Here is a 26553-nt window from a genome sequence, read left to right on the forward strand (position 1 = left end):
GGTAGGGAATTTCAGGCGACGAGAGCCGAGTTGGATGGGCTTCCGCTGATTTTTGAAGGCGACAGGATGAATGTTTGGGGCTCCGAGCATTTCATCAGCATCAAAGACCAAGGCTGCCTAGTTGGCCATCTCTTTACCCGATCGCTGCCAAGCCGGCGCATTACATCGTTCTCGAAGGCAGAGGCCGACCGGATCATTGCATCAAAGGGCGCAAGTCTCATTCGAGAATATTGGGGCGGATATGCCGCATTCCTTCAAACTCGCCTCGGAGTGACGAGGATCGTTCGCGATCCATCGGGTACGCTCCCCGTTTATTGGCGCCGCGTAGCAGACGAAGTCGTGCTCGCCGCAGAACTCGGACGTATGCCTTTTCGCCGCGAAGATGGCCTTCGGGTCGATTCCGATGCGCTGGCCACTTTTCTTTGGTCGCCACAGTTCGCAGGGCGGCAGACGTGCATCGCCGGCGTCTCGGAATTGCTACCGGGCTTCGCGATCGACTTCGTGGCGAAGCAAGCGATCGAAAAATGCCTATGGTCCCCTTGGGATTACGTTGGGACGTGCCATCGTAGCGCGGTCGACAACGCCGAGATGCTGCGAAGCATCGTCCTTGATACAATTCGGGGCTGGAGCAGTTGCTTCGAATCAATCCTGCTGGGAATGTCAGGCGGTCTCGATTCCACAATCGTTGCTGCAGCGCTTGCGAACGCGGGGGCGACCACCCACGGACTGACCATGTTCGGGCCCGATCACAATGGAGACGAGCGATCCTATGCAACGATCGCAGCCGACGCATTTGGCATTTCGCTTAGGGCCGAAGCGTATAGTGACTGGCCAGCCCGCCTGGACACTCCTGTTGTCAGCGATTCACCGCGGCCGTTTCTAGCCCATTTCGTTCAGCCGATCGCTCACGTTCGCGACCAGATATTCCGTGAGAAGTCGCTGGATGCGTTTTTCTCCGGAAACGGCGGCGATAATGTGTTCTGTTCGCTCAATTCCGTTACGCCAATTGTCGATCGCATTCTTGCACGCAATCGGCCGGGTGCGATTATAGAAACCTTCGGCGACGTCGCGCGCCTGACCAATGCCGACATGTTTACTATCGGTCGTTTTGTGCTTGCCCGCTTTGCAAAGAGGCGACGCGAGTTGACCAATGGCGACGCAAGTTTCCTCGACCCCGATCGGCTGGCTCGAGCCGCGGCACACATGTCACCTCACCCCTGGCTCGAAGCCAAGCCCGGTACCCTTCCCGGGGCGAATGTACACATCAGGAAGTTGCGCCACGCATTGGGCAACGATGGCTTCCACAGTCGCGCGACCCACCCACCTTCCATTGCTCCGCTTCTCGCCCAGCCGATCGTCGAACTATGCCTAACGATCCCATCCTGGCAATGGGTCGGCGGCGGGGTCGATCGCTCCGTTGCACACAAGGCGTTTAGCGGGTTGATTCCCAAAGCGCTGTTAGAGCGGAAATCCGGAGGCGGTCCGAGCGGGTTTGTCCATCAATTATATCACCAGAACGAGGCAGTTGTGCTGCGGCGATTGCAATCTGGATTCTTGCAGGAACACGGTATTCTCTCAGCGTCAGGAGACGCGTTGCGGTCTCACGTCCGCGCCGGATACCATTCGCTCAACGCGCAGCGTTTGCTTGCTCTCCTTGCGGCGGACACCTGGGCCAACCATTGGGAACGCGGCTAGTCCGTCTCCTTTCGCGCGACCGCAGCCCTCGAACGCATCGCTTTCCATCGCGCAGCCCTTTTCGGGTCGGACGTGGGTGTCTTTCCACGCAACCAGAAGTCGAACCACTCCAGGTTTTCAACCAGCGCTGCGCGGCGATTGGAGGGAATGTGGAACAAATGGGTCTCGTCGGACGCCGGCGTTTCGCCCGGATATAATGTAATTTCGGTGGGAACGCCTGCCACCTGGAGCGCTTGATAGAAGTCAACGGCGCCCGCCCGTGGTTCAGCGAGTTGCTGCAGTACGGGCGTCGTTGTGTATCTGGCGCGATATGATGGCGCGAGAGCAAGATAGTTCGGGATTGCTCGAGGATCCCCAGGCGCACCGCCATAGACGGCGCGATAGCTGCATTGCAGATAACGGTTCGCGGCGGGTTCCAAATAGGCTCCGTCCCCACTTGATGCAGCCTTGAACAAATGGGTTTGCGTAACGGCCACGTTCACCATTTGCGATCCAGCGCTGTAGCCTGCAATGCCGAGCCGATCTCGATCAATCAGTCCCTCGCCATTCAACCTGTTGATGAGGCTGCGATAGCTTTCGACTGTGTTGAGCCAAATTAGCCGCTGCACCTCCCACGGTGGTGTCCGGCCATCGCAACTGTTCCAAGTGGCTTGCGCCCTATCAAGCGCCTCACTCGGGAAGGAAGAAGGATCATTGACCAGCAGGACTACGTAGCCGCGCTCCGCGAACAAATATGCTGGATAGTTCCATTGCAGGTCGGCAGCGGCAAATCGCTGATCGGCATCAGATGAATGCGTAATGATAATCGCCGGATAGCGCTGCCCATGACGATAGCCACGCGGGTAGATCACGAAACCGTTATCCGTGTAGCCGAAGCTGTTGGTCCAACTAAGCGTCGACATCTCTAGCGGCTTAATCGCCGCGTAGTGCGGCGATATTTCGCTGACTGAACGGACGCTGCCGGTCCGCGTCGAGACGGCGACAAGTTCCGGTGATTCGACCAGCCCCTCATGAATACAGACGCCCTGCATCGCGTCGGAGGTAAAAGCACAGTGGCGCAGGCTGTTTTTCGCTGGGAATATTGTGGATTTTCCGTCTCGATCGATCCTCACCAGGACATATCTGGCTTCGTCCAGCAGGCGTACCGCAAGAACCACGGCGCCGTCGGCTGATCTCCAGAACCCGTGAGACCCTACGCCGGATAAAGCGATATTCATCGCGCCATAATCAATTGATGTTCCATTCGGGAGTTGCTCGGTTAGGCGGGGCTTGCCGCCTATCCTCGTAACGCTGATTGCTCCGCCGTGCGGGCCAGTCGGCACTTCGCCCGCGACAAGGCTCGCGCCGCCAGGAAGCAATGTCGATTTACTACCTCCGAATTGCCAGCGGTACTGCCACGCCGACGGCGTTGGATTGTCGACTGCCTGGAGTGAATAGTCGATGTGATTGCTCGACCATTTAGGGAGCCCGCCCAGATAGCGCGCGACACGATCCTGAGTCGGGGCGGACGCAATCCGCACAGCTTCTCCCGTCTCGCCTCGGAGGTAGAAGCTGACCTTCACCTGGGGAGACCATCTCCGCCGCGCACTTGCCGCGGTGACCTCCGCACCGGTAAGAATCCGACGATCGGCCTTCATCTCCTCGAGGGTCGAATAGAACAAATGTTTTCCATCGGGCGACCAGTCGTAGAACGGAATACCAACCAGCATCGGCGGAACTTCGTCATAGCCAAAGTTTGCCCCATCGGCGCTGCCCACCAACACTTTTGTCTTACTCTCAGCAATCAACGAGATATGGCCATCATCCGTCGCCCGATAGAGTTGAAGACCTTGCCCGAAATTGGCGAGCAGGCTCCATGACGATTGGCCTGGAATCCTTTTCAGTCGGCTGAGGAACGCCGACGAGGCCACCATCCGATCGTGGCGTTCGCGGATATTTACGATATGAAGTTCGAAAATGGGCTGATCCTTTGCGAGATCGACCGTTCGCAGCAAATAGGCAGCTCGACTGCCGTCACCCGAGATCGCTAGATCCGTCACCTCTGGAGCGGCAACGGCGTCGTCGAGCGTCCAAACCCGCCCGCTGGCTGGGGGCTCTGCGATCGCTGGACTGGACTGCCAGGGAAGCGCGACAACGAAGAGGCCCAAGGCCTGCAGGTGCGATTTTACTACCACGATTTGCGCACCGAAACAGAAACAAAGCGCCCAAGCGGCGAATAGTTCGTAGTGTCGAACGGCGTCTGATATGCGGACGCCGTTACGATAGTCTTCGGCTTCTGGTTGAACAGGTTGCTGATCGTTGCTCCCAGTTCGAACCCGTTGCCGCCCTTGAATTGCGCTGAGAGATCAAATGTCGACGGGCCGGCGAACTCTGCGACCGCAGCGGTACGGTTGTCGGTGAGGTGCGACGATAGGTTGGCATAGCCAGAAAGCGACAGCATGTCCGTGCTATAGCTAACGCCGGCGCGCGCTCTTAAGTGGGGTGGGTTGAAGATTGTTCCCGCCAGGTCAACGTACGGCAATCCTGCAAGCAATTGCTGATCGCTCGCGATCCACGTTCCGTCGAGCGTGAAATCTAGGCTCCGATTGTGCGGAAGCCTGGCCAAATAGCGGACTGCCAAGTTGATGCCGTGAAAATTTTGGCGCGCGACATTCCGATCGCGGGTATCGACGAGCGCCACGACATCCGCCGGATCATACGGTTGGCCCGCAGCGTTCTGAAGCCCGACCGTCGCACCAGAGATTTCGGCTTGGAGCAACGCTGCCGTCGGAGACAGCGTAACTAGCGACGAATAAATTGGGTTGTCCAATATGCCCGCCGACGAGGAGATCGGCGTGGCCACGCGGTTCGTATAGTCGAAATTGAAATAGCTGAAGGTTGCGGACAGCGCGTCCAGCGCGGCCGGTTTGATTTCGGCGCTGATCGTCCAGTTTTCGGAGCGCTCCGGCTTCATGTTCGGCCCAGCGCCGCCAAGCCACAGAACAGTGGCTCCTGTAGGCAGACCCGTTCCATAACTGGTCGCCGGATCAAGTACCGCCGCGTAGCCCGAATATTGCTGATATAATGTCGGCAACCGGAACGAGCGGCCCCAACTTCCCTTTAGCGTCAGCCCACCTACGGGGCTGTAGATGACGCCAATCTTTGGAAGGGCAACTGAGCCGGTCCCCCCATTTTCTTCGTACCGGAAGGCAGCGCTAAAGGACAGTTCTCGGCCGAAACGCGAGCGCTGGTTGGGAGACAGGATAGGAAAATATAGTTCGCCGTAGGCGAACCGGTTATCTCGATGCTTGCTGAACTTTTGGAGGGTGATCCCGGCGTTGGTCCCGACGAGGTTGAGACCGACATCACGGTACCCGAGCCCGAATGCGGCCCTAAGTGGCCCAGCAGGCAACTCGCCAATGCTCCCTTGAGCCCCCAGTTCAATGGATATCGACGAATTTTTGTAACGCCGGGTACCGGCAGAAATAATCGCGCCCGCCGAGTAGACGTTGGACGCAATGTCCGTGTCATCCCGCGCATAGGCGGTCACCAATCGCGCGAGCCAATCGCCGCCGAGTTTGACGGTGGCATTTGGCGCGATCGAGAACGTCGTGGTTTTCGCCAGGGCGTCGGCACCACTGGCGAAATGGGATTGCCCGCTTACGAAGCCCTGGATGATTTGCTGCCGGCTATTCTTGTAAAGCGAGTCGATGGTGAACGAAACCAGATCGCCAACGTCCTGATTTAGGCTCACTAAAGCGCTGTGGCGCGTCAGCGCTGGATAGAGGGTAGCATCTGACGCCATCTTCGCCGCGTAAATCCGTTGTGAGGCGAAGACCGGGTTGTTGGATAGGTAATCGTAAGTGGCCAATATGCCACCGCTCGTCCATTTGCGGCCACCAACAATGTTATATTGCTGCTGAAATCCCCCTCCGTCAGTGGCGCCGCCGATCCGACCCATGACCGAAGCGCCATTATAGTCGCGTCGCAGGCGCACATTGACGACCCCGGCTACGGCGTCGGCGCCGTAGATCGCCGATGCGCCATCGGCCACAATCTCAATACGGTCGACAGCTGCTACGGGAATGGCGCTGATATCGACTGCAGCATTGACGCCCGTGTAGCTCAACCGGTTGCCGTCCAGCAGCGTCAGCGTGGCGTTTGGCCCGAGGCCAAGGAGATTGACGGAAGATGCGCCGTTGACGTTTGTATTCGCGCTTCCTTGATCGGTCCCGATTCCTGGACTCTGGCCGCCGGCAAAATTCAGCGGCAGGCTTCGCATGACTTCGCCGAGATCCGCGTGTCCCGCCTTGCGGATATCGGCTGACGTGACCGTCGTCACGGGAGCCGCTACTTTACCTCCTTGAATGCGGCTTCCCGTCACAACAATGTCGGTTTGCGCGGCAGAATCGGATTCGGATTTTTGTGTGGGTCGGCCCCGGATAATCACTGCCCCTTTGTCAAAACGGGCGCGAAGGTTCGTCCCCGCAAGCAGCCGTTCGATAGCTTCTCGGGCAGTCATGCGCGCCTGAAGCCGTGCCGCCGGGATGTTGTTGACGTCATCCGCTCGGGCATAGAGTTCCAAACCAGCTTTGGCGGCCACTGTGCGTAGTGCGTCGCCTAAGTTCTGCGCCGGCAAGTCGAATTGATATACCTGCCGATCGCTCGCCGAAGCAGGCACGGTCGCGAGAACGCCCGCCGCGCTCGCCATCAATACCGCGATCACATGAATTCGATTGGGCGCCATAGTCCCCGTCCTCCCTTGGCGAGCACGATCGGCTTGCCTGCAGGATGGAAGTTGACGCCGCGGATGGTCGAGGGGTGGCGCCCTCAGAATTTTTTATCGGCTCAGGTGAATCCCGTCGCTGCGTCGAGACACTCGCAAGCCGAAGGGCTCCGCAATGCGGGCCGTGAACTTTTCGGTATCTGTAAGCTTGAAGCGGCCAGACGCCTGCAGGCTCGCGAGACTTGGATCATCGAGGACGATCGGCACTTTGGCATAGCGATTGGCCTGCGCGATCAGCGCGTCGAGCGAAATCGACCGATACTCGACCCAGCCCGTCGGCCAATCGCGCGTGCCGGCGGCGGGCTCCGTTACGGCTGTCGGAACGGGGTCATGGGCGGTGTAAATCACAGGCTGATCGATCACCAGCGGCTTTGCTTCATAGCCATCTCCCTGCACGCTTGCCGCGCCGGCTCTAAGCCGAATATCGGCGCGACGTGCCTTGTCGATCTCGACATCGATCGTGCCTTGCTGCGCGACGACCGCTCCGTTCGCGGCTTCAATCGTGAATGGCCTCGGGTCAGCTTTCACGATGAATCGAGCGCGGCCCTGGTGAAGCAGAGCGTGACGGCGAGCACGATCTATCGTCACCTCGACGCGGGTATCGGAATCGAGCGTGATGTCGGTTCCATCCGACAAGGCGAACGAGCGAATCTCGGCGTGCCCGGTTTCAAAGGTCTTTGCCACGGCTGGGCTCGCGATTGGATTGAAGACGGAATTCGAGGGAAGATTGATCCCCAGCACGACGATCGCCGCAGCGGCAGCGGCACCCCCGACCCAGACCGCTTTGCGCCTTCGCGTCCGTTCGCGAGCCGGTGCCTGTTCGCCGGACCCGCGCGCGCCCCATGGCTGCAGGTGAGCGGCCGGGACACTGCGCTTCCGAGTCTCGGCACCAGCGCCGGGCAGGCTCGGCATCATCGTGAATTCGCGACCCAAGGCGGTTTCAATCCGGCGGCGAACGTCGTCCGACATGTCGGCAGTGAACATAGCAGAGGCAAACGCCTGCTGGTGATCGGCGTACCGATCATACCATGCCTTCAGCGCGGCGAGGTTGTCATCCGACGGATCCGCATCGAAGTCGACGATGAGCGACACTGCTTGATCTGAGAGCGACTTCGGCCGGAATTCGTCAGCGTTCTCATCGCTCATCGATGCGCCTCCACCATCGCGACGATGTGGGCATTCGCTCGCTTGATGTGATATTTGACCGTGTCCACCGCGATTCCGAGATCCTCACTTATCTGCTGGTACGACCGCCTGTCGTCCCGGCGCATCAGGAATACCCGACGCGTCTTTTCTGGCAAGCAAGCGACGGCATCATTATAAATCCGAAGAAGGTCCTGCGCTTCAATCTGCAGGCCCTGATCGGGCGGAACGCTCAGTTCACGCTCCTCATCCAGCGGGAACATGACGATCTTGTTCCTCTCGCGGCGGCGCGCCCTGTCGATGAGCAAATTGCGTGTGATCCTTCTGATGAACCCGACCGGGTTGGCGAGCTGGCCCGCCTGCCGGCTGCCGGCGGCGCGCACGAACACCTCTTGCACCATGTCCGACGCATGATCGCTTCCCACCCGCCGGGTCAGGTAGCGCAGCAACTTGCCTCGCTCGGCGCGAAACACCTCCTCGAGCGTCGGGACGAGCAAGGGGTCGGCCTCTAGCGAGATCGCGCCGGACGGGCTGTTATGGCAGCCGGAAGACACTGAAAGCGGCGGCCGGTGCGACGCGGGTGGGCAAGGCGAGGAAGACAAACGAATAACCTGACGCGGCATCGTCCAGGCCGAACGCCGTCGGCCTGCCGCATTCCCAGGGCCATGCCGCCATCAGGCGATAATCGACGCCGTGATCTCAGTGCGGCCGACAGACCGTTCTGGTCTGTCGTTCATAATGCCTGGCTATGGTCGAGACGCCGAGACTGCCAGAGTGCCGCAGCGTAGAGCGAGAATGATTCAGGCGGATCGAAATTGCAATAAGCTGACGGGATGGCTGACGCCTATCCAACCGCCTTTTCAAGTTCTTCGATCCGCTCGGAGCAGATTTCATGCACGACACGGCCGAGTTCGGCGATCCGCTGGCTCAGCCACTCGAGTTCGGCTTCCGAGATTCGATAATGTTTGGAGTACCGCGCCTTCACATAGGCTTCCTTGAGCTTCTCCCATGTCCGTTGTTCGAACCGGTTCTCGCGGGGCCACGCGTCGACAAGCCGGCGGTCGAGCCGTTCGGCTTGCGTCCGGAGGAAACCGATATTGTGAACGTGGGGGGTGTAGAATGTCATCACCAGCAGGACACAGTTATAGAGCCGCTCAGTTGTCTGATGGAGATCGAAGGCAGCGTCCTTCAGGTATTCCTTTTCGATAGCAGTTTTCGCGAGATCAAATCGCTTCATCGAGGACGGAAACCACTCCTCGAAATATTCGCGCGCCATCTCCAGCGCCTTTGGAGGCGTTTTAGGTTTCGGCTCATGCAACTCGGTCGGCAGGGTCTGGTAGATCGCAATGCCATCGCGCTTCAGGTCCATGAAGAAGTAGCGGCCATGGGCCAGACCGTCGTTCACTTCCTGGAGCGTGTGGACGATGAAATTAACCGGCGTGTGCAACGTCTTGGTAATCGCCAGCTCACGGTTGAGGCGTTCCTCCAATGTGAGCCAGTAATCCACCCGATCGGTCAGACGCTTGTCGTTGACGATGATCAGGAGATCATAATCCGATTGATACCCTTTTGCGGTGTGCGGCTCGTCGACCCAGCCGCCACGCGCATAGCTGCCGTAGAGAATGATCTTCTCAATCCGCCCTTGCTTCTTCCATTGATGCTTGGCGAGCGCGAGCGCGTCGTCAAATTCCTCGAACACGATCTGGATGACCCGTTCGAGCTCGCGGCGCTTGTTCGGCGGAAGGTGATCGAGATCAGTACGCACTGGCAGCCTCCCTCCTCTACTAGCCGGCAGATGGGACAGGCGCGTCCCAAGGATTGAGCAACGCTACGCCCGTCTGCGCGAAATCGGCGACATTGCGCGTGACCACCGTCAAATCATGGACCAGCGCCGTCGCCGCGATCCAGCTGTCCCGCTCGCTACACGGATCGGGCACATGGAGGCGCGCACATCGGGTCGCAACGTCGGCGGACATCGGCAGGATGCGGCCTTCGAAGGCGGGCTGCACCGTCTCGGTCAGCCAGCGCCGCAGCATCGTGCCCTGCGTCTTGTCGCGCCGTTCCATGAGAAGGACGCCGTGTTCGAGCTCGAACCAGGAAATCGCCGCAAGGAAAGTGAATTCGGGATCGATCGATTCCATCCATGCCGCCACATTGGCGTCCGCCCGACTCGCTGCGAGCTTCCGGCTTTCCGAGACGACGTTGGTGTCGAGCAAATACATCAGTCGGAAAGGTCCGCAGGTCGAAATGCCGGGTTTGCGCGCGGTGGTTCCCAATCGAAATCGAGCGCGACGCTGGGCGTAAGCGCCGCAGCAAGAGACTGGCGACCGGCCGCCATCTGCTCCAATGCCTGCTCTATCACCTCCGCCTGACTGTGGCCGGGCTTGACCAGCTTGCGAAGCAATTCGGTCGCTCGCGCGGAGCGGATGGTGATCGCCGGTTGCAGGCGTCTGGCCATGTTACCCACGAGACACTCCTTTGAATGTCCAGAAGATAGCGACGTGCTTGCACATATGCAAGCACGCCAACTCCATCGCACCCACGACAAACGTCGCCAATCTGGCGGTATTCCCATTGCAGTGTTGGGCGATACCTCCACATTTATCTCGCGTTCCGAGGTATCGGAGCGTGTGACCGGGCATTGGCACGCATGTCCAGGCCATTTGCGCTAAAGGTGCCAATACGCGCCCCCAACGGTGCGTTTTCCATGGCCCGGTCACTTCTTATGCCGCAATCTTCTCCGCCGAGGCTGTCGGCGCCGCAGCTCAACGATCTTTCATAAAGAAATGATCGCGCAATGCTTGAGCGCGGGCGAGCTTCACGGCGTAATCCGCGTTGCCGCATTCCTCCCCGCGGATTGAACCCCTTCGGCATTCGGCAACCACCTGGCGGGCTTCGTCCAGATGAGCGCTGAAATATTCTTCGCTCCGCGGCTGTCGGTTGCATGCGCTCAAGATCACCAAAATCGCAACCGCGAGAAGAGGCAGTTTCATTTTCGATCTCCTTGGGAATGGGTCCACGATGACGGATCGCCGACTGGCGCTGGGGCGGTCGAACGATGAAGAGGATGCTCAGTCGAGATTGGCCCGGCTGTCCGCTTCGGCGGTCGCGCTCATGGCCAGGAGCCGGACGAAGGTGGCAGCGTGGCGCTTTCGCTCGTCGTGATAGCGGGTCAGGATCTCGCCGATGACCGCAATGTCGGCTCGCGTGGCGAAGGCTCGATCCATCTCCTCCAGCATGACGCCTGGGTCGGGTAGAACCTTCGCTTCGAGGCGCCGGACGGCCGACAGCCGCGAACTGATGCTGGCGACGGCTTCAGCGATTTCGTTATTGCCCGCTGCCCGCGCCAGTCGAAGAAAGCGCCGTGATGCAGAATCGGGCGCGTCATCAACGGCAATTGTTGCCGGCTCGATCAAGAGCCCGGACTGCAACGCGATCAGCAACAGGTGCAGATTAAGATCGAGTAAATCCTTCAGCTGCGTTTCGTCGAGACGCGGAACGTGAAAGCCCACGCCCGGCTCGAACGCTATCAGCCGCTCACCGGCGAGATGGTTGAGGCTGTCGCGAACCGGGCTTTTGCTGACGCCGAGGTCGTCGGCGAGACGAGCCGTATCGAGATGATAGCCGGGTGACCATTGGCCCGCCATGAGCCGCTGCCGGATCGCCTGATAGGTCGGTTCGAGGACATGCGCCGGGCTCATGGAAGGGCCTCCGCCGATTTCCGGTAATCCGCGAGCGCCGCCTCCTGATCGGGGCGCAACGCATCGATCGCACCAATATGGTCGGGCACCTCGTCGCCGAGCAGGATCGATGGGCATTGCCCCTCATAATTGCCGAGATTGGGACGATGCTGGGCGTAGCCGGCAAGCGCGGCCAACTCCGGCGAGAAGTGACGCGCCACCTCAGGGGGATAAGCGAGCCACGGATTCTCATAGGGCTTGAGCCAGCCAAGGCTGTAGCCGATCACGAGGCCGCGACGGACATCGCTCGTGACATTGGCGCCGGCGCCATGTGCGGTCGAGCCGAGGAAACAAATTGCGGCGCCGGGCAGGCATTCGGCAACGATGGGTTTGCCGGGGTCCTCTCTGGCTATGCCGTCGGCCCCGTGGCTGAACGGATAGATGTGGGTTGCGCCATTGTCGGCGGTAAACGGCGTCAGCGGCCACATCACATTGACGAGATATTCGTGCTCGCCCTTGGCGCCGTTCCACATATCGTGGTCGCGATGGGGAAATTGCTGGACCTCACCTGGGTGGATCTCGATCGCTTGCGCGACGTTGAGCTGGATGCGGTCGCAAGCCGCGCCGAGCACGGCTTCCGCCATCGCCAGAATGGTCGGCGCCAGCGTGATCGCCTCGGCATGGCGCGATCGCTTGAGCAAGCTCCCGAACCGCTTGGTCCGATAGCCGTAGAAATGGCCCTGGCCGAAGGGCGTTGCGGCAAACACCGGATCGAGATCGGCGGCGAGCGCAGCAATCGTTGCCGCGGGAACCGCGTCGGGGATGATGCAATAGCCCTGATCCAGGAGCTGCGCGGTCCATGGGCAATCAATCGTGCTCATGCCACACCGCCTTCCGCGCCGATCAGGCGGAACGCGGCGGGCTCGTAAACGCCGCCCCGCTTCAAGCCATCCATCGTCCGCTCGTCCACGTGGATATGGAGGCCGACCAGCGAGCGCGCGCCTTCGCGGGCGATTCCCCCAAGCGGTATGCACTGCCAGCCGAAACGAAGAATCTGGGTGAACCATGGCAGTTCGGCGACGCCGGTATAATCGGTGATGCCGGTCTGCAGCGCATGCTCGGCAAGCGCGGTAACGAGCTGGTTGCGCGCCGACCGCCGCTCGCTCGCGGTTTGATGGCGGTCGAGGCAGAAGCGCGTGATTTCCCGGATCGTCGGCCCCGTCGGCACCGGCCCGTCACACAGGAAGGGATAGAGGTCGCCAAGAAGGTGGGGCTGATCGGTTCTGAGCAGGCGCGCAGAGGCGTGATGCCGGCCGCCCCGGTCGAGCAGAATCAGATATTCAGCGTCGGGATCGTCGAACTGGTCGAGCTCGTACACGCCGGCAAGCACCGGCAAATCCCATTTCAGCAGGTCGATGAAGACCTCCTTGCGCGCCGTGAACATGGCACGCAGGGCGGCGCTCTCGAGCGCAGGCGGCGCCCGATCCAATAACAGCTCCATGAAAGCGGCTCCCCTTGATAGCTGGAGCCGCTATTGGATCACGCGGGCGGGGTCTCGCGTATCTCAACAAATTGGGATGAATTGGCGAAATGCCCGCGCTCAGGCCGCGGCGCGATATCCGCCACGCACGTTCCGGTGAACGTCGGCGAGGCAAAACAGGCCATCGGCGATCGCGCAGACGAGGAGCGCTTCGGCGCAGTGAACGTCATATCGTTCTCTCGCGATCCGCAGATGGTGGATCACCGTTCCCTTGCCGATGCCGAGTTCCGAGGCGATCTGGCCCGCAGTCAGTCCCCGCGCCGACAGAAGCGCGCAGTCGCGCTGGCGATCGCTCAAAACCGACCTCGCCTTCGACTTGGGCACGGCGACGCCGGCGATGCGCCGCGCCGTCGTCAGCGCCACCGCGCCGACGCCTTCGGCAATCGCGAGCATATCGACCGGCAGTCGGGTGCCTGGTCCCACCGCGAATGTGCAGGCCGCATTGGCTTGTCCCGGCAGATGACGCGGCACCGTGAATCCATCGGCGATACCGTTGTCTTGCCCGACCGCGAACATCCGCCGATCGCCGCGCGTCAAGGGGATCAATCGGTCGATATCCCGCCAGACGAACCCCTGGAAACTTTGTTCGCAGGCGCGCCTAACCGGATCGCGGCCGCTCAAATCGAAGCTGACATAGGTTCTGGCCCAGCGATCGGGATAATTATGGATCAGGAGATTGGGACCAGGCGTACACCCGATCCATTGATCGTAGGCGACGGCGAAGTGGTCGAAGCCCATTCTTCGCGCGGCAGAGGTCATTGCCTTGAAGAGTTGATCAGCCGTGGTCGGGCTGGAAATTTCGTAGCCGAGTTCTTCCAATAGTTTGAGACGCATCGTTCAAGCCATTCGATCGCTGGCGCGTTCCCAACCCGTTTGCCATGCCGATCGCTCCGGTTGTGCTTCCCGGGACCAGTTTCCCTCTGGGGACGAGAAGCCGCTTCGAGAGGACTGGCGACAATCCTGTCGCGGAGCCGGGGCTCACGATTGCCGCCCGTTTGCACGCTCACCTACTTCGAGGCCAACTTCCTGCCTCAATTCAGGGCCGATTTCCATCCGTTTATGAAGGCTTTCGACGAATTTCGTCCAGCGTTCCCGGCCCATCGCCTGGGCTGCTTTCATTGCCGTGTCGGGGAGCGGTGGATTGGTGGTGAGCCAGAAGCGAATGAACAGCGCCAGCGTCTCGTTGGTGAGATCGACGTGCCACGCGAGCCGATCGAGCTGGCGCGTGACGCGATCGAGGCGCCGGCTCACCGCAGTCTCCAGCCGATCGCTGCCGTCCGGTGACAGAAAGGCTGCCAGCGCCGCCTCGACGATCGCGGTGCGCGGCACGTGCCGGGCGGTAGCGGTGGCATCGAGCCGGCGGACGAGTTCGGGCGGTAGCCGGAAGCTGTATTTCTCACGACTGGCGGTCACAGGGCCATTCCGTCGTCGGGATCGAGCGACGCATTGCGCGCGGTGCGCACCATTAGTTGATCGGCCTGCTGTAGATGCTGCGCTGCTCCGCCGTCGTCTTCCTCGGTATCGAAATCGAACTCGCCTTGCGGCACTCGGGCAGGCGAGACGATCTCTTCGTGTTCCGCCAGCTCAGGTTCGCGCCGAAGTCCCGCATTATCCGAATCCGAGGACGTGGGTTTGGGCTTCTCGTCATCGCCGCGGGAAGCATCCGGCGCATCGCTGGTTGCTGGCGTCGCGGGCACGGCGGATTGTTCCGGCGATAGTGTGGCCGATGCGTGGGCATCCGACGCGGTCCAATCGTCTTGCGGCCGACGCGCCAGCACCCGCGAAGGCACCCTTGGCGGCATCAAGATCCGCGCCATGAGCCTCTTGTCGGTATAATAGCGCGCCTTCGCCGTGCGGATCGGCGGCACGCCGGCGACCATGACGATTTCCTCACTTGGCGGCAGCTGCATGACCTCGCCGGTGGTGAGGAGCGATCTCGCGGTTTCCTGCCGAGAGACCATCAGATGACCGAGCCAGGGCGACAGGCGATGCCCGGCATAATTCTTCATCGCGCGCAGTTCGGTGGCAGTGCCGAGCGCGTCGGAGATGCGGCGCGCCGTGCGTTCGTCATTGGTGGCGAACGCGACGCGGACATGGCAATTATCGAGGATCGCGTTGTTCTGACCGTAAGCCTTCTCGATCTGGTTGAGGCTTTGCGCGATCAGGAACGCCTTGATGCCATAGCCGGCCATGAAGGCGAGCGCCGACTCGAAGAAGTCGAGACGGCCCAGCGCCGGAAACTCGTCGAGCATCAAAAGCAGCCGCTGCGGGCGAGCGTTCGCGTTGAGTTCTTCGGTCAGGCGGCGCCCGATCTGATTGAGAACGAGCCGAATGAGCGGCTTGGTGCGGCTGATGTCCGAAGGCGGCACCACGAGATAGAGCGAGACCGGTGCGGCACTGTCGACGAGATCCCTGATCCGCCAATCGCAGGCGCGTGTAACCCTGGCCACAACGGGATCGCGGTAGAGGCCGAGGAACGACATGGCGGTCGACAGCACGCCCGATCGTTCGTTCTCGGATTTGTTGAGAAGTTCTCGCGCCGCGGAGGCAATGACGGGATGGACACCCGCTTTACCGAGATGCGGGGTGGTCATCATTGCGCGCAGCGTCCGCTCGATCGGCCGCCGCGGGTCGGACAGGAACGAGGCGACGCCCGCCAGGGTCTTGTCGGGTTCGGTATAGAGGACATGGAGGATGGCGCCGACCAACAGCGCGTGGCTGGTTTTCTCCCAGTGGTTGCGCTTTTCGAGGCTCCCCTCAGGATCGACCAGTACGTCGGCGACGTTCTGGACGTCGCGCACCTCCCATTCGCCTTTGCGCACTTCGAGCAGGGGATTGTAGGCCGCCGAAGCCGGGTTGGTCGGATCGAACAGCAGCACGCGGCCCTGTCGCGCGCGGAAGCCCGCGGTGAGCTGCCAATTCTCACCCTTGATATCGTGGACGATGACCGAGCCGGGCCAGGTCAGCAGCGTCGGGACGACGAGCCCCACCCCTTTTCCCGATCGGGTCGGCGCAAAGCAGAGCACATGCTCCGGTCCGTCATGGCGAAGATAATGCTGGCCATAGCGCCCGAGCACCACCCCGTCGTCGGCGAGCAGACCAGCTCGAGCGACCTCATGTGGGCTGGCCCAGCGCGCCGAACCGAACGTCTCGGCCTTGCGCGCTTCGCGTGCCCGCCATACCGACATGGCGATCGCAACGATGACCGACATGACACCGCCCGAGGCAGCAATATAGGCGCCGGTGACGAAGACATGCGGCGCATAAGCATCGAAGCTGAACCACCACCAGAAGAAGGCCGGCGGCGGATAGATCGGCCAGGACCCGAGCCAGAACCAGGGATGACCCAGCTCGGGCTGATAGGCCAATGCCTGTGCGGTCCATTGGGTCGCCGCCCAAATGCTGGCGATTACGATGGCCAGAACGACGCAGACCTGGCCCCATAGAATTTTCATGGCGTTCATGCTGCGATGCTCCAGATGGCAGCCAAGCTCCTCACAGGCCGAGCTCCTTGCCGCGACCGAGCGCCCAATCGACCCGGCCGCCGGGCGCCATTGTGCCGGTGACATGACGACCGAGATGCGGTTCGAGCGCCGGGCGCCAAGGTACAAGCTGGAAACCGAGCCCATCGTCGACCATCGCGAAACGCCCCGAGGAAAGCGTCACCCGCTCGCGATAGATGCCGCTCACATAGTCACCTTCAGCGGACGGACGATGCGCCAAGCCGGTGCGCTGGGCGATCGCGCTGGCGACTTCGCCCATCTCGCGCTCGCGCAGCGTTGCGATCAGATTGGGTTCGAACCTGAAACCACTGTCCTGCCGGCGCGCGAGCCCGGCCGCCTCCAGTTCCAGGCTCCGCGCCGCCATCGCGTTACGAATGTCGGCGCCAAAGCCGCTACCGGTCGCGACGGACTCGCGCGCGAGCAGCTGGCGGTCGAGCCAGGTGGCGCCGGGCGCCGTGATCTGCTCGGCGAGCGACTGATCGGATCGCGTGGCGAGCGAGAGCCGCGTTCGATCCTTGTTGTCCTGCCAGGATCTAAGCTCGACGATCGCCCCGGGCCGGGCGTCGCCGGTCATCTCAAGGTCATCGAAGCGGAGATGGTGGGTGCGGCCGTCGGCGCCATCGATCACGGCATAAGCGGTGCCCTCGAGTTCGTCGTAAAGGCCGCGCTCGACAAGGCGCCCGACGATCGGATCGGATGGCGGCTCGTTGTGGAGCGCGAAGGCGCCGGCGTCGGGCGCGCGCCCGCTCTGGCCCATCGCGAGATGGATCGTCTTGATGATGTCGGTGCGGATCGCAAGGTCGCGCAGCGTCCGTTCCGTGTCGGCCCCGATCGACCAGAGACCTGGCTCGATCTCGTCGGCTAGACCCAGCCGTTCGAGCTTGGCGACCCGCCCGCACAGCAGGAGCCGCGCCGGCTCGTCGCCTTCGCCACCCGGCCGCCAGCCGACTGTGCCGGTGATCTCGTCGACCATCCCGACCAGACGCTGGTCGAGACTGGTCCAGCGATCGGCCTCGACCTCGCGTTCGAGAGCAGAGCGGATATCGCGTTCGCTGCGCGGCCCGAGCTCAAGCGTCGCCCGCTCCTCGGCGCGGCCGCGAATGCCCTCCTGTATATAGCGACCATCGATGACCAGGTCGCGACCGTCATCGGCGCGGCCGCGCACCAACACATGGATGTGGGGATTGTCGGTATTCCAATGGTCGATCGCGACCCAGTCGAGATCAGTTTCGAGGTCGCGCGCCATGTCGTCGATCAACTCGCGGGTGAAGGCGCGCAGGTTCGCCATGTCGCGCGCATCCTCGGGCGATACGATGATGCGGAAATGATGGCGGTCGTCCTCGCAGCGCTCGGCAAAGGCGTCGCCGTCGACCTCGTCGCCGCGCGCGTCGAACAGGGTCGCGTCACGTCCGTCGCGGGTCACGCCATCGCGCTTGAGATAGGCAATGTGACGAGCAAGTGGCGCTGCGCGGAAGCGAACCCCCTTGTGTCGCACGATGCGGGCAATGGCGGCAACGCGGCGGGCATTGGGCGGATGATAGATCCGCAGCAATGCGTTGCGGCCGCGCCCCCGCACGCCGACCCGCCGGCCGCGGCGGCCGGCCCTGCCGAGCGAGCGGGTATGACCTGCGCTGGCGCCCGCCCGCCGAACCTGCGCGGCAAGGCTCGAAGGCCGGACATTGGCCGTTCCGCCGGAATCCCTGCTCCGTCCCGGCCGCACCTCAAACTCGTTGTCGTCGCGGCTCACGACGACGACCCCGGACCTGCCCGACACCAGGCAGTCGTTATGCCGGCGGTGGTGCATGAGCCTGTCCGACGCCCTGCCGCGCAGTCGGACAAGCAACTCCTTCTCTTCCAACCACAAAAGCGTCGATGTCCGACGCGCCTTTTATCTTGCGATGTCCCCCGCTTCCCTGCTGCCCTCAACTGCCCTTCGAATGCGCGCCACCTCAAACCTCCAGGCCTCCTCCAGCCAAGACGGTACGGATAGCGCTGTCGCGACACAGAGAGCCGCCCGAAAAGGGGCGGAAGCGCTGCTCGTTGAGCCCCGCTTCCGCTTTGGATCGACAGCGTCAGAGCGCCGCCATCTCGGTGTCGAATGCTGCGGTGATGCGGATCATTTCCGCCAGCGCGGTTTCGAGCTCGCGCCTGATCTGCCTGATTTCCTTCGCGCTGCAGCTCGCTGCCAGTTCGGCCCTGAGTTCCTGAATGTGGTCGTAGAGCGCCATCGTCACCTCCTGATGATTGAAAAGGTGACGTCGTCGCCCGGCGTGGAGCGGGTCGGGTCAAGGATCGCGAAGCGACCGCGCCAGCGGCGATGGGGGTCACGATTTTTTCCGGCGCGGCGCTGTCCTGGGTGCGGAAGAACCAACGCTCGATCGCCGGAAAAAATGGTGGGGCCCCGTCGTCCTTGAGGCGAGCCGCTCCACGCTGGATGCTGGGTCCGTCTGAGCAGACATACCCCTCTCCACGCACGCTGCCGCGCTGCAAGCGGTCACCAGCGCACGGCGTTGTGACGGAGATCGGCGCGGCGACTGTCATGAGCGCGCCCCGGCAAGGGCGACGAACAGGTCGTTACGAGGCGCGCCACCGGCAGTCTGGCTGTCATCTGCGCGCACGGATGACATCGCCGGTTCTGCTGCGTCAGCGTCCATTGATCGTGCAGGGGGCGGCGTTGCAACCGCCGCGGATGGGTCGGAGATTGAACCGGATCGCGGCGCGAACAGCGCCGCGCGTGTCCAAGCGAGCGGGTCAGGACGTGCCGGCGTCGGATCATCAGTGATCGCGCTACCCGTCACCACAGGCGCAAGCCGGCCGAGATAAGCGAGGGTCTCGGCCGGCAGCGGACGACCGCGGCGATAATAATCCTCATACCGCCCAGGACCGGCATTATATGCCGCCAGCATGCCGATCGCGCCGTAACGTGTGCGCATCGCGCGGAGAAAATCGGTGCCTGCGAGGATGTTGTCGCGCATGTCGAAGGGATCGTTGCCAAGCCGCAATCGCGCGCGTTCGGTCGCCCAGGTATCCGGCATGATCTGCATGAGGCCCATTGCGCCGGCCGGCGACATCGCGCGCGGATCGCCGCGGCTCTCGACGCGGATCACCTCCCGGATCCACGCTTCGGGCATGCCGAAGCGCTCCGCCGCTTCCGCGACGAAGGCGTCGTAGGATGGTGTGATGACAGCAGGGGCCGTTTTCCGGTGTGGCATCGCCGCCGCGCTCGAACCGGCAGCAACGCCGCCAAGCGATATTGCGACAAGGACGCTTCCGATCGCCAGCCGCCCGCCGCGGCATCGGCGTCGCTGGATACTGCGTGTGCGCATCACTCGGCCTTCGGGCGCCGCAGCCGCGGCGACCAGAGCAGTACATGTTCGTCATCGGCCTGCTTCGACGGCAGCAGATTGGCGTGCACGGGCCGCGCAAAACTGGGGCAGTTGAGTTGGAGCTTGATATAGTGGCCGATTGTCGGGCGGTTGTGCGTCCAGCCCGATCCCACTTCGAGCCCGATACAGCCGGGTCGCGCTTCATCGTCGAGGTGAACACGCCAGTCAGGCGCACGGCCGTGGTCGACGAACCCCGTTGGAACGAGCCTGACGGCAATGTCGAGCGTGAGCGTTTCGACGCGGCCGACGAAGCCGGCGCCGTCCGCGCGAAAGCGGCCTATCTGCATGCCGAATGTCCTTTCTTTGACGATGAAGAAGCTGCCGCGACGCCGATTCCGCGCCAACGCAGCGGCGCGCCCGGTGCATCGCGCGTGAGGATTGGCGTGGCGCGGCCGATCAGGCCGCTGGCCGGGATCGGGCCGAAATAGCGCCCGTCCATGCTGTCAGCGGCGGCGTTAAGCACGAAGAGCTGGCCCGCCGCGATGGTGCGACAGCCGCGCCAACGCGGCAGCAGGCGACCGCGGGTATCACGGCTGAGCGCGACTGCGGCGACGTGCCCGTCGATCGTGACACGCGCTCCGAACCGACAAATGCGCGCGCCGGGCCGGGCGGCGACATGCTTGAGCAATGGCACGCCGATGGGAAGATAGCGGCGTTCATCGAGGAAGCGGGCGAGGCTCATCGGCGGCACGATCACCACCAGCATGCCAACCGCAGGATGGGAGACAGCCGACAGGCGGTAGAGGCCTATCGGCGCACTCGCGCTCGCGTTCCAGACCAGCCGCGGACGTGGTCCAGCCAACGCGGTCGCGATGAACAGGGCCGCGAAGAGCACGGCAGCGAGCAGCGTCATGAGGACGTATCCGGAGCGCCTCACGGCTCGATCGCCTTGCGTTTGAGCCAGGCTCGGTGGCGCTCGGCCGTGTAGGGGCGCGGCCGTTCGCCCGCCGACAGGCGGCTGTGGACGTGACGCCAGTGGTCGGGCGCGACATCGCAGGGATCGACGCCCGCCGCTTCGATCGCGGCGAGCGCCTCCAGCACAATGCGAACGTCCGGCCAGCCCTGGATCGACAGATAGAGTTTGCCGCCGGGCCGCACGAATGGCGCGGTCGCATGGCTTTCGCCCGGCCGCACCGCGCGCATGATGTCGATACGTGAATGGATCTTGCCCAATTCATTCGAAGACCAGCGGACGAGCGCGAATGTCGCCTCGGGCCGGAATGATACGACCCGCGTCGTGCTGCTGACGATACGCTCTGCGGCGATGCGGCCGAAGCGTAGCCAATGCTCGAGCCGCTTCTCGACCCGGATCAGTTCGACCTCGGTCATGGCGTTGCGCGAGGACAGTGCGGCGGTCGCGCTCCCGCACCCGCGATGCGAAAGGTTCATGGGACTTCTCGACGAACGGACGCGGACCCGAAATCCACAGCCGCGTCGGCCGTTAGCAAGAATCCGAAGGATTCTTTTCTATTAGGATGGTTAGAAGGACCACGATTTGGCGCGGTTTTCTGCGGGTTTTCGGAGATCTCGCGTTCCCGATAGTCCGAACTTGCCGTTCCCGATGGTCCGATCCAGCATGTTCCCGATCGTCCGAATCTCATGGCCGGTTATCCACAGGCCGGAGACGGACGCGGCGCATGGCTGCGTCGAGCGGATCGACGGGAAGCGGCACGAATGCGAGCCGCTCGCGGCCAAGTTCGTGATCGAGCTTCAGCGTATAGCCGGGAAGCGGCTGGCGCTGGACGATCGCGCGCAGTTCGAAAGCGAACCGACGGCGCGGCGAGAGCACACCGGATTTCAGATGGAGATGCTCGACGTCGAAGCTCCAGCCGCCTGCCTGGCGACCGCCATGCTTACGCACGAGACGGTAGAGCCAGCGCTCGAGCCCGCCGGTCAGCGCGAAATAGGAGCGGTCGATCGTCAGGACGAGCGCGCGGTCGAGCACGCCGGCATAGAACCAGTCGGGCAGGATGAGTTCGATGCCGAACGCGCGGCCGCGCTCGTCGGCGAGCTCGCGCCATTCGTTGATCCATGAGAAGCGATGGCGACGGCGCTGATGCTGCTGCCGGATCGAGGTAGCGACGGTGGTCGATTGCAGCCGGTCGAGCGCAGCCTTCAGGCGGTCATAACTGGCCTTGCCGGTGCCGCGCCGGGTGAACGTCAGGATTTCGTGAGGCGTAGTCGCCATCAGGCGCGACGTCGGGCGTCCGGCATCATGTGCTTGAACGAGTTGGCTCGCCGCCCAGATCAGGACGTCGGCATCCCAGATCGTGGCCATGCCATGCTCGGGCACCGCTTCGACTGAGATCCACGTCTGCCCCATGCGGAAGTCGATCGGCGCCACGCGCCTCGACTTGGCGAGGCTGAAGAACGGCCAGGTCATCAGGTCTTGCGCATCGCGCGCCGCGACATCGCCCGGTATCGAGCGGAACAGGTCGAGCTGGGCGCGTTCACCGACGCGAAGGGATGCGTTGCGCACCACGGGGCTCAGCCTTCGGCCGGGCGGCGCTTGGCGGGATAGACGATGCCCACGCCGGGATCGGAGGTGGAGCGGCGAAGCCCACGCGCCGCCCAGGCGTCGAGGTCGTCGATCGCATAGACGATCCGGCCGCCGAGCCGGCGATAAACCGGGCCGGTCCCATAGCAGCGGTGCTTTTCGAGCGTGCGCGGCGACAAGCCCAGATGCGTCGCGGCATCCGGCGTTCTGAGATAGCGGGGCGTAACCACAGGCACGGCGGCGTTCATGAGCGTCCTCCTTGGCGAAACCGGCGGGCAGAGGCCGGGCCGGGTCGATTTGGCGGGGGATGGCGGAGAAGCGCCGGCGTGGTGGAGTGGCGAGGTTGGGCAGCCGATTTTTGTCACCCCTTCACAACGCCCTGAAGCAGGGCGCGGTAGCCGCCGTTCATCAGGTGTCGGGCCTGGCCGATCAGTCGGAGCGTTCGGCGTCGCTCGGTCGAGGCCTTCCATTCCGACCCGCGCCCGGTCGTCGTATTGCGATAGATCAGGCGACGCGCGATCTCGTAAGACGTCGGTCGTCCGTCGAGCGCCTGCGTCATGTCCAGAATGTCGAGCAGCAGGTTGAGGCGCTGTCGCTGAAAAAGCGTGGGCCGAAAGCCGGTGCGCTGTGATGAGGGCGTCCCGGCAAGGCGGCGATCGAGCCGCCAGGCAGCTTGGCGGCGGGTCTCGATCGCAGCGTCGCGGACGACGACATAGGCCAGCGACCGGCCACGACTGGTGTTGCGTAACCAGACGTGATGCGGGCCGTCATGGTCGCCCAGCACCATGTGGCGACCATCGGACAAGATGCGGTCGGCAACGATCGCGGGCCAGCGATCGAGATCGAATGGAAATGGTTCAGCGAAGCCTGGCGGCGCTACATCGAGAATGACGGTGGCGGGAAACAGGGTGGCGAGCCACGACGCCGGCGCATCGGCGGGCGGCGCTTCCGGCTGACACGGGAAAGCACAATCCCCATATGCGGGCCATCACCTCCTGTCCGTCTGGCGGTGCATCGTGGATGATGCGATAATCCCGGACGTAATCGGGATTTCGACGGAGAAATTCCTGTGCGAACCCCGCAAAATCGAGATCGGCTCTTCGGTTCGCGTTAGTCCCGCGCCCATTGTTCATCGCGTACCCCATCGAAAGGACGCGCAGCATCGACATCGTTGGAAGCACCGGATATTTCAACAATTTGAGGGAAGCATCTCAAGGAATAGGGAGAGCTCGCCCGACAAGTCGGGCGAGCCTGAACCCCATCAGTCGCTGCTGCGCCGTGTCGGGCGGTTCCACACCAGGTCGAACGCGCCTTCGCTGTTCTCGAAGAGTTGCGCGAAGATCGGACCCACGAAACTGGGATCATCGAGCTTGACCGAAAGATAGGGACGGTCGTCGGTGGTGCGCTTGCTCCAGGCGGCGCCGACCTCGACGTCGCCGATCAGAACCCGGTGGCTGGGAGCATTGCCGGTCGGGTCGGACTCAGGCGCGATGCGGACCGATTTTGCCTGCACCGAAAGCGTGATGATCTGGCCGCGAAACTCGCCCGAGACCTTTTTGAAGCTGCCGATTGTCGTCATGACGTACATCCTTTCCGTCGTTCGGGCCGCGCCCTTGCGGCCTCGATGCGCATGGAAAGGCAGCAGGCGCCCAGCGCCGCAGCGTCAGCCCGAAACGAACGTGAAGGACGGCGTCAGCGGACTTTCTTGGGCCGCGAGGAACGGCGCAGCCGGGGGGAAGAAAGTTCGCTGACGCCGTTGCGGTGCTGGGCGAGCGTCGGCGTCCTGCTGACAGATGCGCGTTATCGAAAGGCCGTTTGGGCAGCGGCGCCTGATGGAGAAAGACGGTGACGAAGGGTAAGTGCAAAAAAGATTTCGGTTGCGATACGGACTCAAAATCAGGCGTGCTTCACCCTATTTAAGCGGCTTGAGGGGAGGAGAATGCCCGTCCTGATGGAGCATGAATATCACGAGCGGCGTGAAGCGCAGGAGCGCAGTCAGGCTGAACAAGCGACGGATGAAATCGCGCGGAAACTCCACAATGAAATGGCCGACCACCACGCGAGCGAGAGGGCGCGCAAGGCGAAGCTCGGGCTGTTCCAGGCTCAAGCCAAGGATTGATGCGGCGTTTTTTGGCCCGTGCTGAACTTGCGATGATGACCATGTTGATGCTGCTATCCATGGCAATCGGTATCCGGGGATGGATCGAGTAATTCCGCCGACTATCAGCTTGTATAGCGCGCCGCCGAAGGGCGAGCGGCAAATGACGGCGATACCAATTGCCTCCAGGCGGCGCTGGCGACAAATCCGCCGCCGACCATGCTCAGCAGCGTAAGGGCGAGCCCTTTTCCGATCACCATGCCGGCGATGCCATTGATCAATTGGTAGCCCGCGACCCCGGCGGGAATCACGAACAGAACCGCAATTGCCAACCGTAATGCGGGCGAGCGGATGGCGTCGAACAGCAGCTGGCCGATCACCAGCGTGATGACGCCAACAAGCAAGCCAGCGGCGATCGACGTGACAAAACCATGATCGTGATGAAGCATCCACATGGAAAGGCCCAGTCCGACATAAAAAGGAAGGGCATGAGCCGCCAGATTGAAGAGCAGCCAAAGCAAGTAGAGGCCGATAAACAGGCCAAGCACGAGGATGATAGTCACAGGCGTCCTCCATGACGAATGCTCGTCGGACGCGCCCGCCACCTCCTCCACAGCGCAATCTGCGAAAATGAAGATAGCAAAGCCGCGCGCTGGCGAAAACCGCTATTCGTCTGAGAAGCAAAGTTCGTCGAACCCTTCGCGATCACGACCATGGGTCGTACTCGCATATGATCCGGTCGGGATCGCCGTCGAATTCGTCGCTCGGCATGGCGACATAGCCCCGGTCGGTCTCGATCAGGACGATGATGGTCATCAGGGTCTTGGCGAGATTCCAGGCGAACGACTGAGCGGTCGTGAGCGGCATGATGTAGGGCTCCTGTCCGGGGAGCGGGACCATCCCCGCTCGACAGCGCCTCGCTGGCCGGGGTCTGGCCGCAATCACCGCGCGCCAGCGCGGCCGCACGCATAGCGTAGCGGACCCTTTACGGGTTGATTGAAGGAGGCCGGACTTCGCGCCAAGAGATCAGCGCGTCATTGGAGCGAGGATGGTCCCCGTGCTGCGATGGAGTGCAGAATTCGTGCCACGCTGCCCTCGTCGTGAAGCCGCTCAGCCAAAATGGTGAGCACTCGTTTGAGCGTCGGCGCCGGCTACCGTCCCGAACCCTGACCCGAGTTTCCGGTATCGTGCTGACCGATATATCGGGGCGGTTCTCGCATCGCGACTGGCATTCGGCTCACTATTGCTGATAGCGCCTGCTGGTCGCCCGGCCGAATGGGCCGATCGACACGAAAGGGAGACAGAATCGATGAATAACAGCGACGTTGCCGAAGCGCTCGCCGCCTCTAACGGGCTCACCAAGGCCGATGCCCGCAAATACGTCGATGGCGTTTTCGCCGCAATCGCCGATGCCGCCGCCAAGGGCGACGAGATCAATCTGCATGGCTTTGGAAAGTTCAAGGTCAAGGACAATCCCGCGCGCGAAGGCCGTAATCCGGCGACCGGCGAGAAAATCCAGATCGCGGCGTCGAAGAAACTAACCTTCGCCGCGGCCAAGGCGCTGAAGGACAAGGTCAACGGTTGACGATATCGCGCGCCGGTGCGGAAAAAACGCATCGGCGCGCTGTCTATTTGGCAGCGGCGCGCTCTGCCTGGGACAGACGGCGCAACGTCGATCGGACGATTTCCGGATAGCGCCTCAGTCCCAATTATCTTGGATGGTCATTTCCTGAAAGCGGACACCAGTTGGGTGCCGTTGGAGCGGCAGCTACGGGGACTGACCGGAACGTCTCCTTTCGAGAGCGTAAATTGGGAAAGCGGACATTCCGGCCGGCGAACCGGCGCGTCAGCTTCGCGCCCCAATTCCGGACGTTCGACCTGCCCACGGGAGACCCTGAAAGCGGCCGTTCGACAATGCAGAGGGCTGTCGGCAGTGTGATCCGCTGTTTTGCGGCTGCCTGGCGCGAGGAATTCGGCGCGAGCATCGACGAAACTCGTACCTTCGTCGACTTTGTTTAGGATCTAGGTGTCGAGCGCGGCAAAGCCGTCTTGACGATACAGCGCAGCCAGCTGCGCGGAGTGAACATCGTGGATAACGTGTTAGGCGCCCCGCTCAAGTCGGTCGTGAGCCAGCAACGCCTGCGCAGAAGCAGACGCTCATATAGGTGGCCACCTCAAGGCAATATTTTCGTCGTCTGACCATGTTGTTCATCCATACGGCATTCTTTGTACCCAGCAGGCGCCAG

General features: G+C 62.4%; 30 protein-coding genes. 3 read left to right on the plus strand and 27 right to left on the minus strand.

All coding sequences use genetic code 11. The features are described from left to right. Positions 1 to 30: 30 nt before the first annotated feature. Positions 31 to 1695, plus strand: coding sequence for an asparagine synthase-related protein (locus tag DFR49_RS12440; RefSeq protein WP_211325871.1), 1665 nt, complete (start codon positions 31 to 33; stop codon positions 1693 to 1695). Here DFR49_RS12440 and DFR49_RS12445 read toward each other — a convergent pair. The 25 genes from DFR49_RS12445 to DFR49_RS12565 form a co-directional block, all read right to left on the minus strand. After that, the gene (locus DFR49_RS12445) at positions 1692 to 3869 is read right to left on the minus strand and encodes a prolyl oligopeptidase family serine peptidase (protein ID WP_119035965.1); all 2178 of its coding nucleotides are present in this window, start codon (positions 3867 to 3869) and stop codon (positions 1692 to 1694) included. The two genes, DFR49_RS12440 and DFR49_RS12445, sit on opposite strands and share 4 nt — an antisense overlap. Further along, positions 3863 to 6421, minus strand: a complete 2559-nt coding sequence (locus tag DFR49_RS12450; RefSeq protein ID WP_245968420.1) for a TonB-dependent receptor domain-containing protein — start codon at positions 6419 to 6421, stop codon at positions 3863 to 3865. Before DFR49_RS12450 ends, DFR49_RS12445 begins: the two co-directional genes overlap by 7 nt. Before the next feature lie 93 nt (positions 6422 to 6514). Next, the gene (locus DFR49_RS12455; RefSeq protein ID WP_119035966.1) at positions 6515 to 7606 is read right to left on the minus strand and encodes a FecR family protein; all 1092 of its coding nucleotides are present in this window, start codon (positions 7604 to 7606) and stop codon (positions 6515 to 6517) included. Next, positions 7603 to 8226 carry an RNA polymerase sigma factor gene (locus DFR49_RS12460; protein WP_119035967.1) on the minus strand — a complete coding sequence of 208 codons (624 nt, stop codon included), beginning with the start codon at positions 8224 to 8226 and terminating at the stop codon, positions 7603 to 7605. The genes DFR49_RS12455 and DFR49_RS12460 overlap by 4 nt, the downstream gene beginning before the upstream one ends. Positions 8227 to 8447: 221 nt before the next feature. After that, positions 8448 to 9368: a nucleotidyltransferase and HEPN domain-containing protein gene (locus DFR49_RS12465; RefSeq protein ID WP_119035968.1), complete on the minus strand. Its 921-nt coding sequence runs from the start codon at positions 9366 to 9368 to the stop codon at positions 8448 to 8450. A gap of 19 nt (positions 9369 to 9387) precedes the next feature. Further along, the gene (locus tag DFR49_RS12470) at positions 9388 to 9825 is read right to left on the minus strand and encodes a type II toxin-antitoxin system VapC family toxin (RefSeq protein ID WP_119035969.1); all 438 of its coding nucleotides are present in this window, start codon (positions 9823 to 9825) and stop codon (positions 9388 to 9390) included. Further along, the gene (locus DFR49_RS12475; RefSeq protein ID WP_147373688.1) at positions 9825 to 10070 is read right to left on the minus strand and encodes a hypothetical protein; all 246 of its coding nucleotides are present in this window, start codon (positions 10068 to 10070) and stop codon (positions 9825 to 9827) included. Before DFR49_RS12475 ends, DFR49_RS12470 begins: the two co-directional genes overlap by 1 nt. A gap of 298 nt (positions 10071 to 10368) precedes the next feature. Beyond that, positions 10369 to 10596, minus strand: a complete 228-nt coding sequence (locus DFR49_RS12480) for an EexN family lipoprotein (protein WP_119035971.1) — start codon at positions 10594 to 10596, stop codon at positions 10369 to 10371. 78 nt (positions 10597 to 10674) lie between these two features. Beyond that, positions 10675 to 11304, minus strand: coding sequence for a GntR family transcriptional regulator (locus tag DFR49_RS12485; RefSeq protein WP_119035972.1), 630 nt, complete (start codon positions 11302 to 11304; stop codon positions 10675 to 10677). Beyond that, a complete protein-coding gene (locus tag DFR49_RS12490; protein WP_119035973.1) occupies positions 11301 to 12164 on the minus strand; it encodes a phytanoyl-CoA dioxygenase family protein in 864 nt (287 codons plus the stop codon). The genes DFR49_RS12485 and DFR49_RS12490 overlap by 4 nt, the downstream gene beginning before the upstream one ends. Then, positions 12161 to 12772: an acyl-homoserine-lactone synthase gene (locus DFR49_RS12495; RefSeq protein WP_425454939.1), complete on the minus strand. Its 612-nt coding sequence runs from the start codon at positions 12770 to 12772 to the stop codon at positions 12161 to 12163. The genes DFR49_RS12490 and DFR49_RS12495 overlap by 4 nt, the downstream gene beginning before the upstream one ends. 111 nt (positions 12773 to 12883) lie before the next feature. Beyond that, positions 12884 to 13657, minus strand: coding sequence for a helix-turn-helix transcriptional regulator (locus DFR49_RS12500; RefSeq protein ID WP_119035975.1), 774 nt, complete (start codon positions 13655 to 13657; stop codon positions 12884 to 12886). 144 nt (positions 13658 to 13801) lie between these two features. Further along, on the minus strand, positions 13802 to 14236 hold the full coding sequence (locus tag DFR49_RS12505; protein WP_119035976.1) for a ribbon-helix-helix domain-containing protein: 435 nt from the start codon (positions 14234 to 14236) through the stop codon (positions 13802 to 13804). Then, on the minus strand, positions 14233 to 16287 hold the full coding sequence (locus tag DFR49_RS12510; RefSeq protein ID WP_119035977.1) for a conjugal transfer protein TraG: 2055 nt from the start codon (positions 16285 to 16287) through the stop codon (positions 14233 to 14235). Before DFR49_RS12510 ends, DFR49_RS12505 begins: the two co-directional genes overlap by 4 nt. Before the next feature lie 31 nt (positions 16288 to 16318). Next, complete coding sequence (locus DFR49_RS12515; protein ID WP_119036410.1) at positions 16319 to 18073, minus strand: relaxase/mobilization nuclease domain-containing protein; 1755 nt, start codon at positions 18071 to 18073, stop codon at positions 16319 to 16321. Positions 18074 to 18398: 325 nt separating this feature from the next. Next, positions 18399 to 18554: a hypothetical protein gene (locus DFR49_RS22020; RefSeq protein ID WP_170151013.1), complete on the minus strand. Its 156-nt coding sequence runs from the start codon at positions 18552 to 18554 to the stop codon at positions 18399 to 18401. A 309-nt stretch (positions 18555 to 18863) separates the two neighbouring features. Next, positions 18864 to 19652, minus strand: coding sequence for a lytic transglycosylase domain-containing protein (locus DFR49_RS12520; RefSeq protein WP_119035978.1), 789 nt, complete (start codon positions 19650 to 19652; stop codon positions 18864 to 18866). Continuing rightward, positions 19652 to 19999 (minus strand): DUF736 domain-containing protein, encoded by a 348-nt coding sequence (locus tag DFR49_RS12525; protein ID WP_119035979.1) that lies wholly within the window; start codon positions 19997 to 19999, stop codon positions 19652 to 19654. Before DFR49_RS12525 ends, DFR49_RS12520 begins: the two co-directional genes overlap by 1 nt. Beyond that, a complete protein-coding gene (locus tag DFR49_RS12530) occupies positions 19990 to 20589 on the minus strand; it encodes a S26 family signal peptidase (RefSeq protein ID WP_119035980.1) in 600 nt (199 codons plus the stop codon). The genes DFR49_RS12525 and DFR49_RS12530 overlap by 10 nt, the downstream gene beginning before the upstream one ends. Continuing rightward, a complete protein-coding gene (locus tag DFR49_RS12535; protein WP_245968428.1) occupies positions 20586 to 21101 on the minus strand; it encodes a DUF2840 domain-containing protein in 516 nt (171 codons plus the stop codon). Before DFR49_RS12535 ends, DFR49_RS12530 begins: the two co-directional genes overlap by 4 nt. A 208-nt stretch (positions 21102 to 21309) precedes the next feature. Next, positions 21310 to 22191 (minus strand): replication initiator protein A, encoded by an 882-nt coding sequence (locus tag DFR49_RS12545; protein WP_245968430.1) that lies wholly within the window; start codon positions 22189 to 22191, stop codon positions 21310 to 21312. Positions 22192 to 22199: 8 nt separating this feature from the next. Further along, complete coding sequence (locus DFR49_RS12550; RefSeq protein ID WP_119035983.1) at positions 22200 to 22457, minus strand: helix-turn-helix transcriptional regulator; 258 nt, start codon at positions 22455 to 22457, stop codon at positions 22200 to 22202. A gap of 113 nt (positions 22458 to 22570) precedes the next feature. Then, positions 22571 to 23116, minus strand: a complete 546-nt coding sequence (locus DFR49_RS12555) for a DUF2285 domain-containing protein (protein ID WP_425454950.1) — start codon at positions 23114 to 23116, stop codon at positions 22571 to 22573. Next, entirely contained in the window at positions 23067 to 23378 is a 312-nt protein-coding gene (locus DFR49_RS22545) for a transcriptional regulator domain-containing protein (RefSeq protein WP_119035985.1), read from the minus strand. The genes DFR49_RS12555 and DFR49_RS22545 overlap by 50 nt, the downstream gene beginning before the upstream one ends. Before the next feature lie 92 nt (positions 23379 to 23470). After that, the gene (locus DFR49_RS12565; RefSeq protein WP_119036412.1) at positions 23471 to 23788 is read right to left on the minus strand and encodes a DUF736 domain-containing protein; all 318 of its coding nucleotides are present in this window, start codon (positions 23786 to 23788) and stop codon (positions 23471 to 23473) included. A 360-nt stretch (positions 23789 to 24148) separates the two neighbouring features. Here DFR49_RS12565 and DFR49_RS21720 point away from each other — a divergent pair, with 360 nt between their 5' ends. Then, the gene (locus tag DFR49_RS21720; RefSeq protein ID WP_147373689.1) at positions 24149 to 24328 is read left to right on the plus strand and encodes a hypothetical protein; all 180 of its coding nucleotides are present in this window, start codon (positions 24149 to 24151) and stop codon (positions 24326 to 24328) included. Between the two features lie 104 nt (positions 24329 to 24432). Here DFR49_RS21720 and DFR49_RS12570 read toward each other — a convergent pair whose 3' ends face one another. Both DFR49_RS12570 and DFR49_RS22025 read right to left on the minus strand, forming a co-directional pair. Continuing rightward, positions 24433 to 24870: a hypothetical protein gene (locus DFR49_RS12570; RefSeq protein ID WP_147373690.1), complete on the minus strand. Its 438-nt coding sequence runs from the start codon at positions 24868 to 24870 to the stop codon at positions 24433 to 24435. A 142-nt stretch (positions 24871 to 25012) separates the two neighbouring features. Further along, a complete protein-coding gene (locus DFR49_RS22025; protein WP_170151014.1) occupies positions 25013 to 25174 on the minus strand; it encodes a hypothetical protein in 162 nt (53 codons plus the stop codon). Between the two features lie 442 nt (positions 25175 to 25616). Here DFR49_RS22025 and DFR49_RS12575 point away from each other — a divergent pair, with 442 nt between their 5' ends. Then, positions 25617 to 25892: an HU family DNA-binding protein gene (locus DFR49_RS12575; RefSeq protein ID WP_119035987.1), complete on the plus strand. Its 276-nt coding sequence runs from the start codon at positions 25617 to 25619 to the stop codon at positions 25890 to 25892. Positions 25893 to 26553 lie beyond the last annotated feature (661 nt).

The organism is Hephaestia caeni (genome assembly GCF_003550065.1).
Classification (GTDB): Bacteria; Pseudomonadota; Alphaproteobacteria; order Sphingomonadales; family Sphingomonadaceae; genus Sphingomonas; species Sphingomonas caeni_A.

Coding starts and splice junctions, on each gene's coding strand:
- DFR49_RS22020 (WP_170151013.1), bottom strand. CDS start 18,554: ATGGCGCTCTACGACCACATTCAGGAACTCAGGGCCGAACTGGCAGCG.
- DFR49_RS12460 (WP_119035967.1), bottom strand. CDS start 8,226: ATGCCGCGTCAGGTTATTCGTTTGTCTTCCTCGCCTTGCCCACCCGCG.
- DFR49_RS12510 (WP_119035977.1), bottom strand. CDS start 16,287: ATGAACGCCATGAAAATTCTATGGGGCCAGGTCTGCGTCGTTCTGGCC.
- DFR49_RS22025 (WP_170151014.1), bottom strand. CDS start 25,174: ATGCCGCTCACGACCGCTCAGTCGTTCGCCTGGAATCTCGCCAAGACC.
- DFR49_RS12525 (WP_119035979.1), bottom strand. CDS start 19,999: ATGCAGATAGGCCGCTTTCGCGCGGACGGCGCCGGCTTCGTCGGCCGC.
- DFR49_RS12575 (WP_119035987.1), top strand. CDS start 25,617: ATGAATAACAGCGACGTTGCCGAAGCGCTCGCCGCCTCTAACGGGCTC.
- DFR49_RS12485 (WP_119035972.1), bottom strand. CDS start 11,304: ATGAGCCCGGCGCATGTCCTCGAACCGACCTATCAGGCGATCCGGCAG.
- DFR49_RS12535 (WP_245968428.1), bottom strand. CDS start 21,101: ATGAACCTTTCGCATCGCGGGTGCGGGAGCGCGACCGCCGCACTGTCC.
- DFR49_RS12480 (WP_119035971.1), bottom strand. CDS start 10,596: ATGAAACTGCCTCTTCTCGCGGTTGCGATTTTGGTGATCTTGAGCGCA.
- DFR49_RS12520 (WP_119035978.1), bottom strand. CDS start 19,652: ATGCGCACACGCAGTATCCAGCGACGCCGATGCCGCGGCGGGCGGCTG.
- DFR49_RS12450 (WP_245968420.1), bottom strand. CDS start 6,421: ATGGCGCCCAATCGAATTCATGTGATCGCGGTATTGATGGCGAGCGCG.
- DFR49_RS12500 (WP_119035975.1), bottom strand. CDS start 13,657: ATGCGTCTCAAACTATTGGAAGAACTCGGCTACGAAATTTCCAGCCCG.
- DFR49_RS12565 (WP_119036412.1), bottom strand. CDS start 23,788: ATGACGACAATCGGCAGCTTCAAAAAGGTCTCGGGCGAGTTTCGCGGC.
- DFR49_RS12550 (WP_119035983.1), bottom strand. CDS start 22,457: ATGAACGCCGCCGTGCCTGTGGTTACGCCCCGCTATCTCAGAACGCCG.
- DFR49_RS12470 (WP_119035969.1), bottom strand. CDS start 9,825: ATGTATTTGCTCGACACCAACGTCGTCTCGGAAAGCCGGAAGCTCGCA.
- DFR49_RS12490 (WP_119035973.1), bottom strand. CDS start 12,164: ATGAGCACGATTGATTGCCCATGGACCGCGCAGCTCCTGGATCAGGGC.
- DFR49_RS21720 (WP_147373689.1), top strand. CDS start 24,149: ATGCCCGTCCTGATGGAGCATGAATATCACGAGCGGCGTGAAGCGCAG.
- DFR49_RS12455 (WP_119035966.1), bottom strand. CDS start 7,606: ATGAGCGATGAGAACGCTGACGAATTCCGGCCGAAGTCGCTCTCAGAT.
- DFR49_RS22545 (WP_119035985.1), bottom strand. CDS start 23,378: ATGTCGATGCTGCGCGTCCTTTCGATGGGGTACGCGATGAACAATGGG.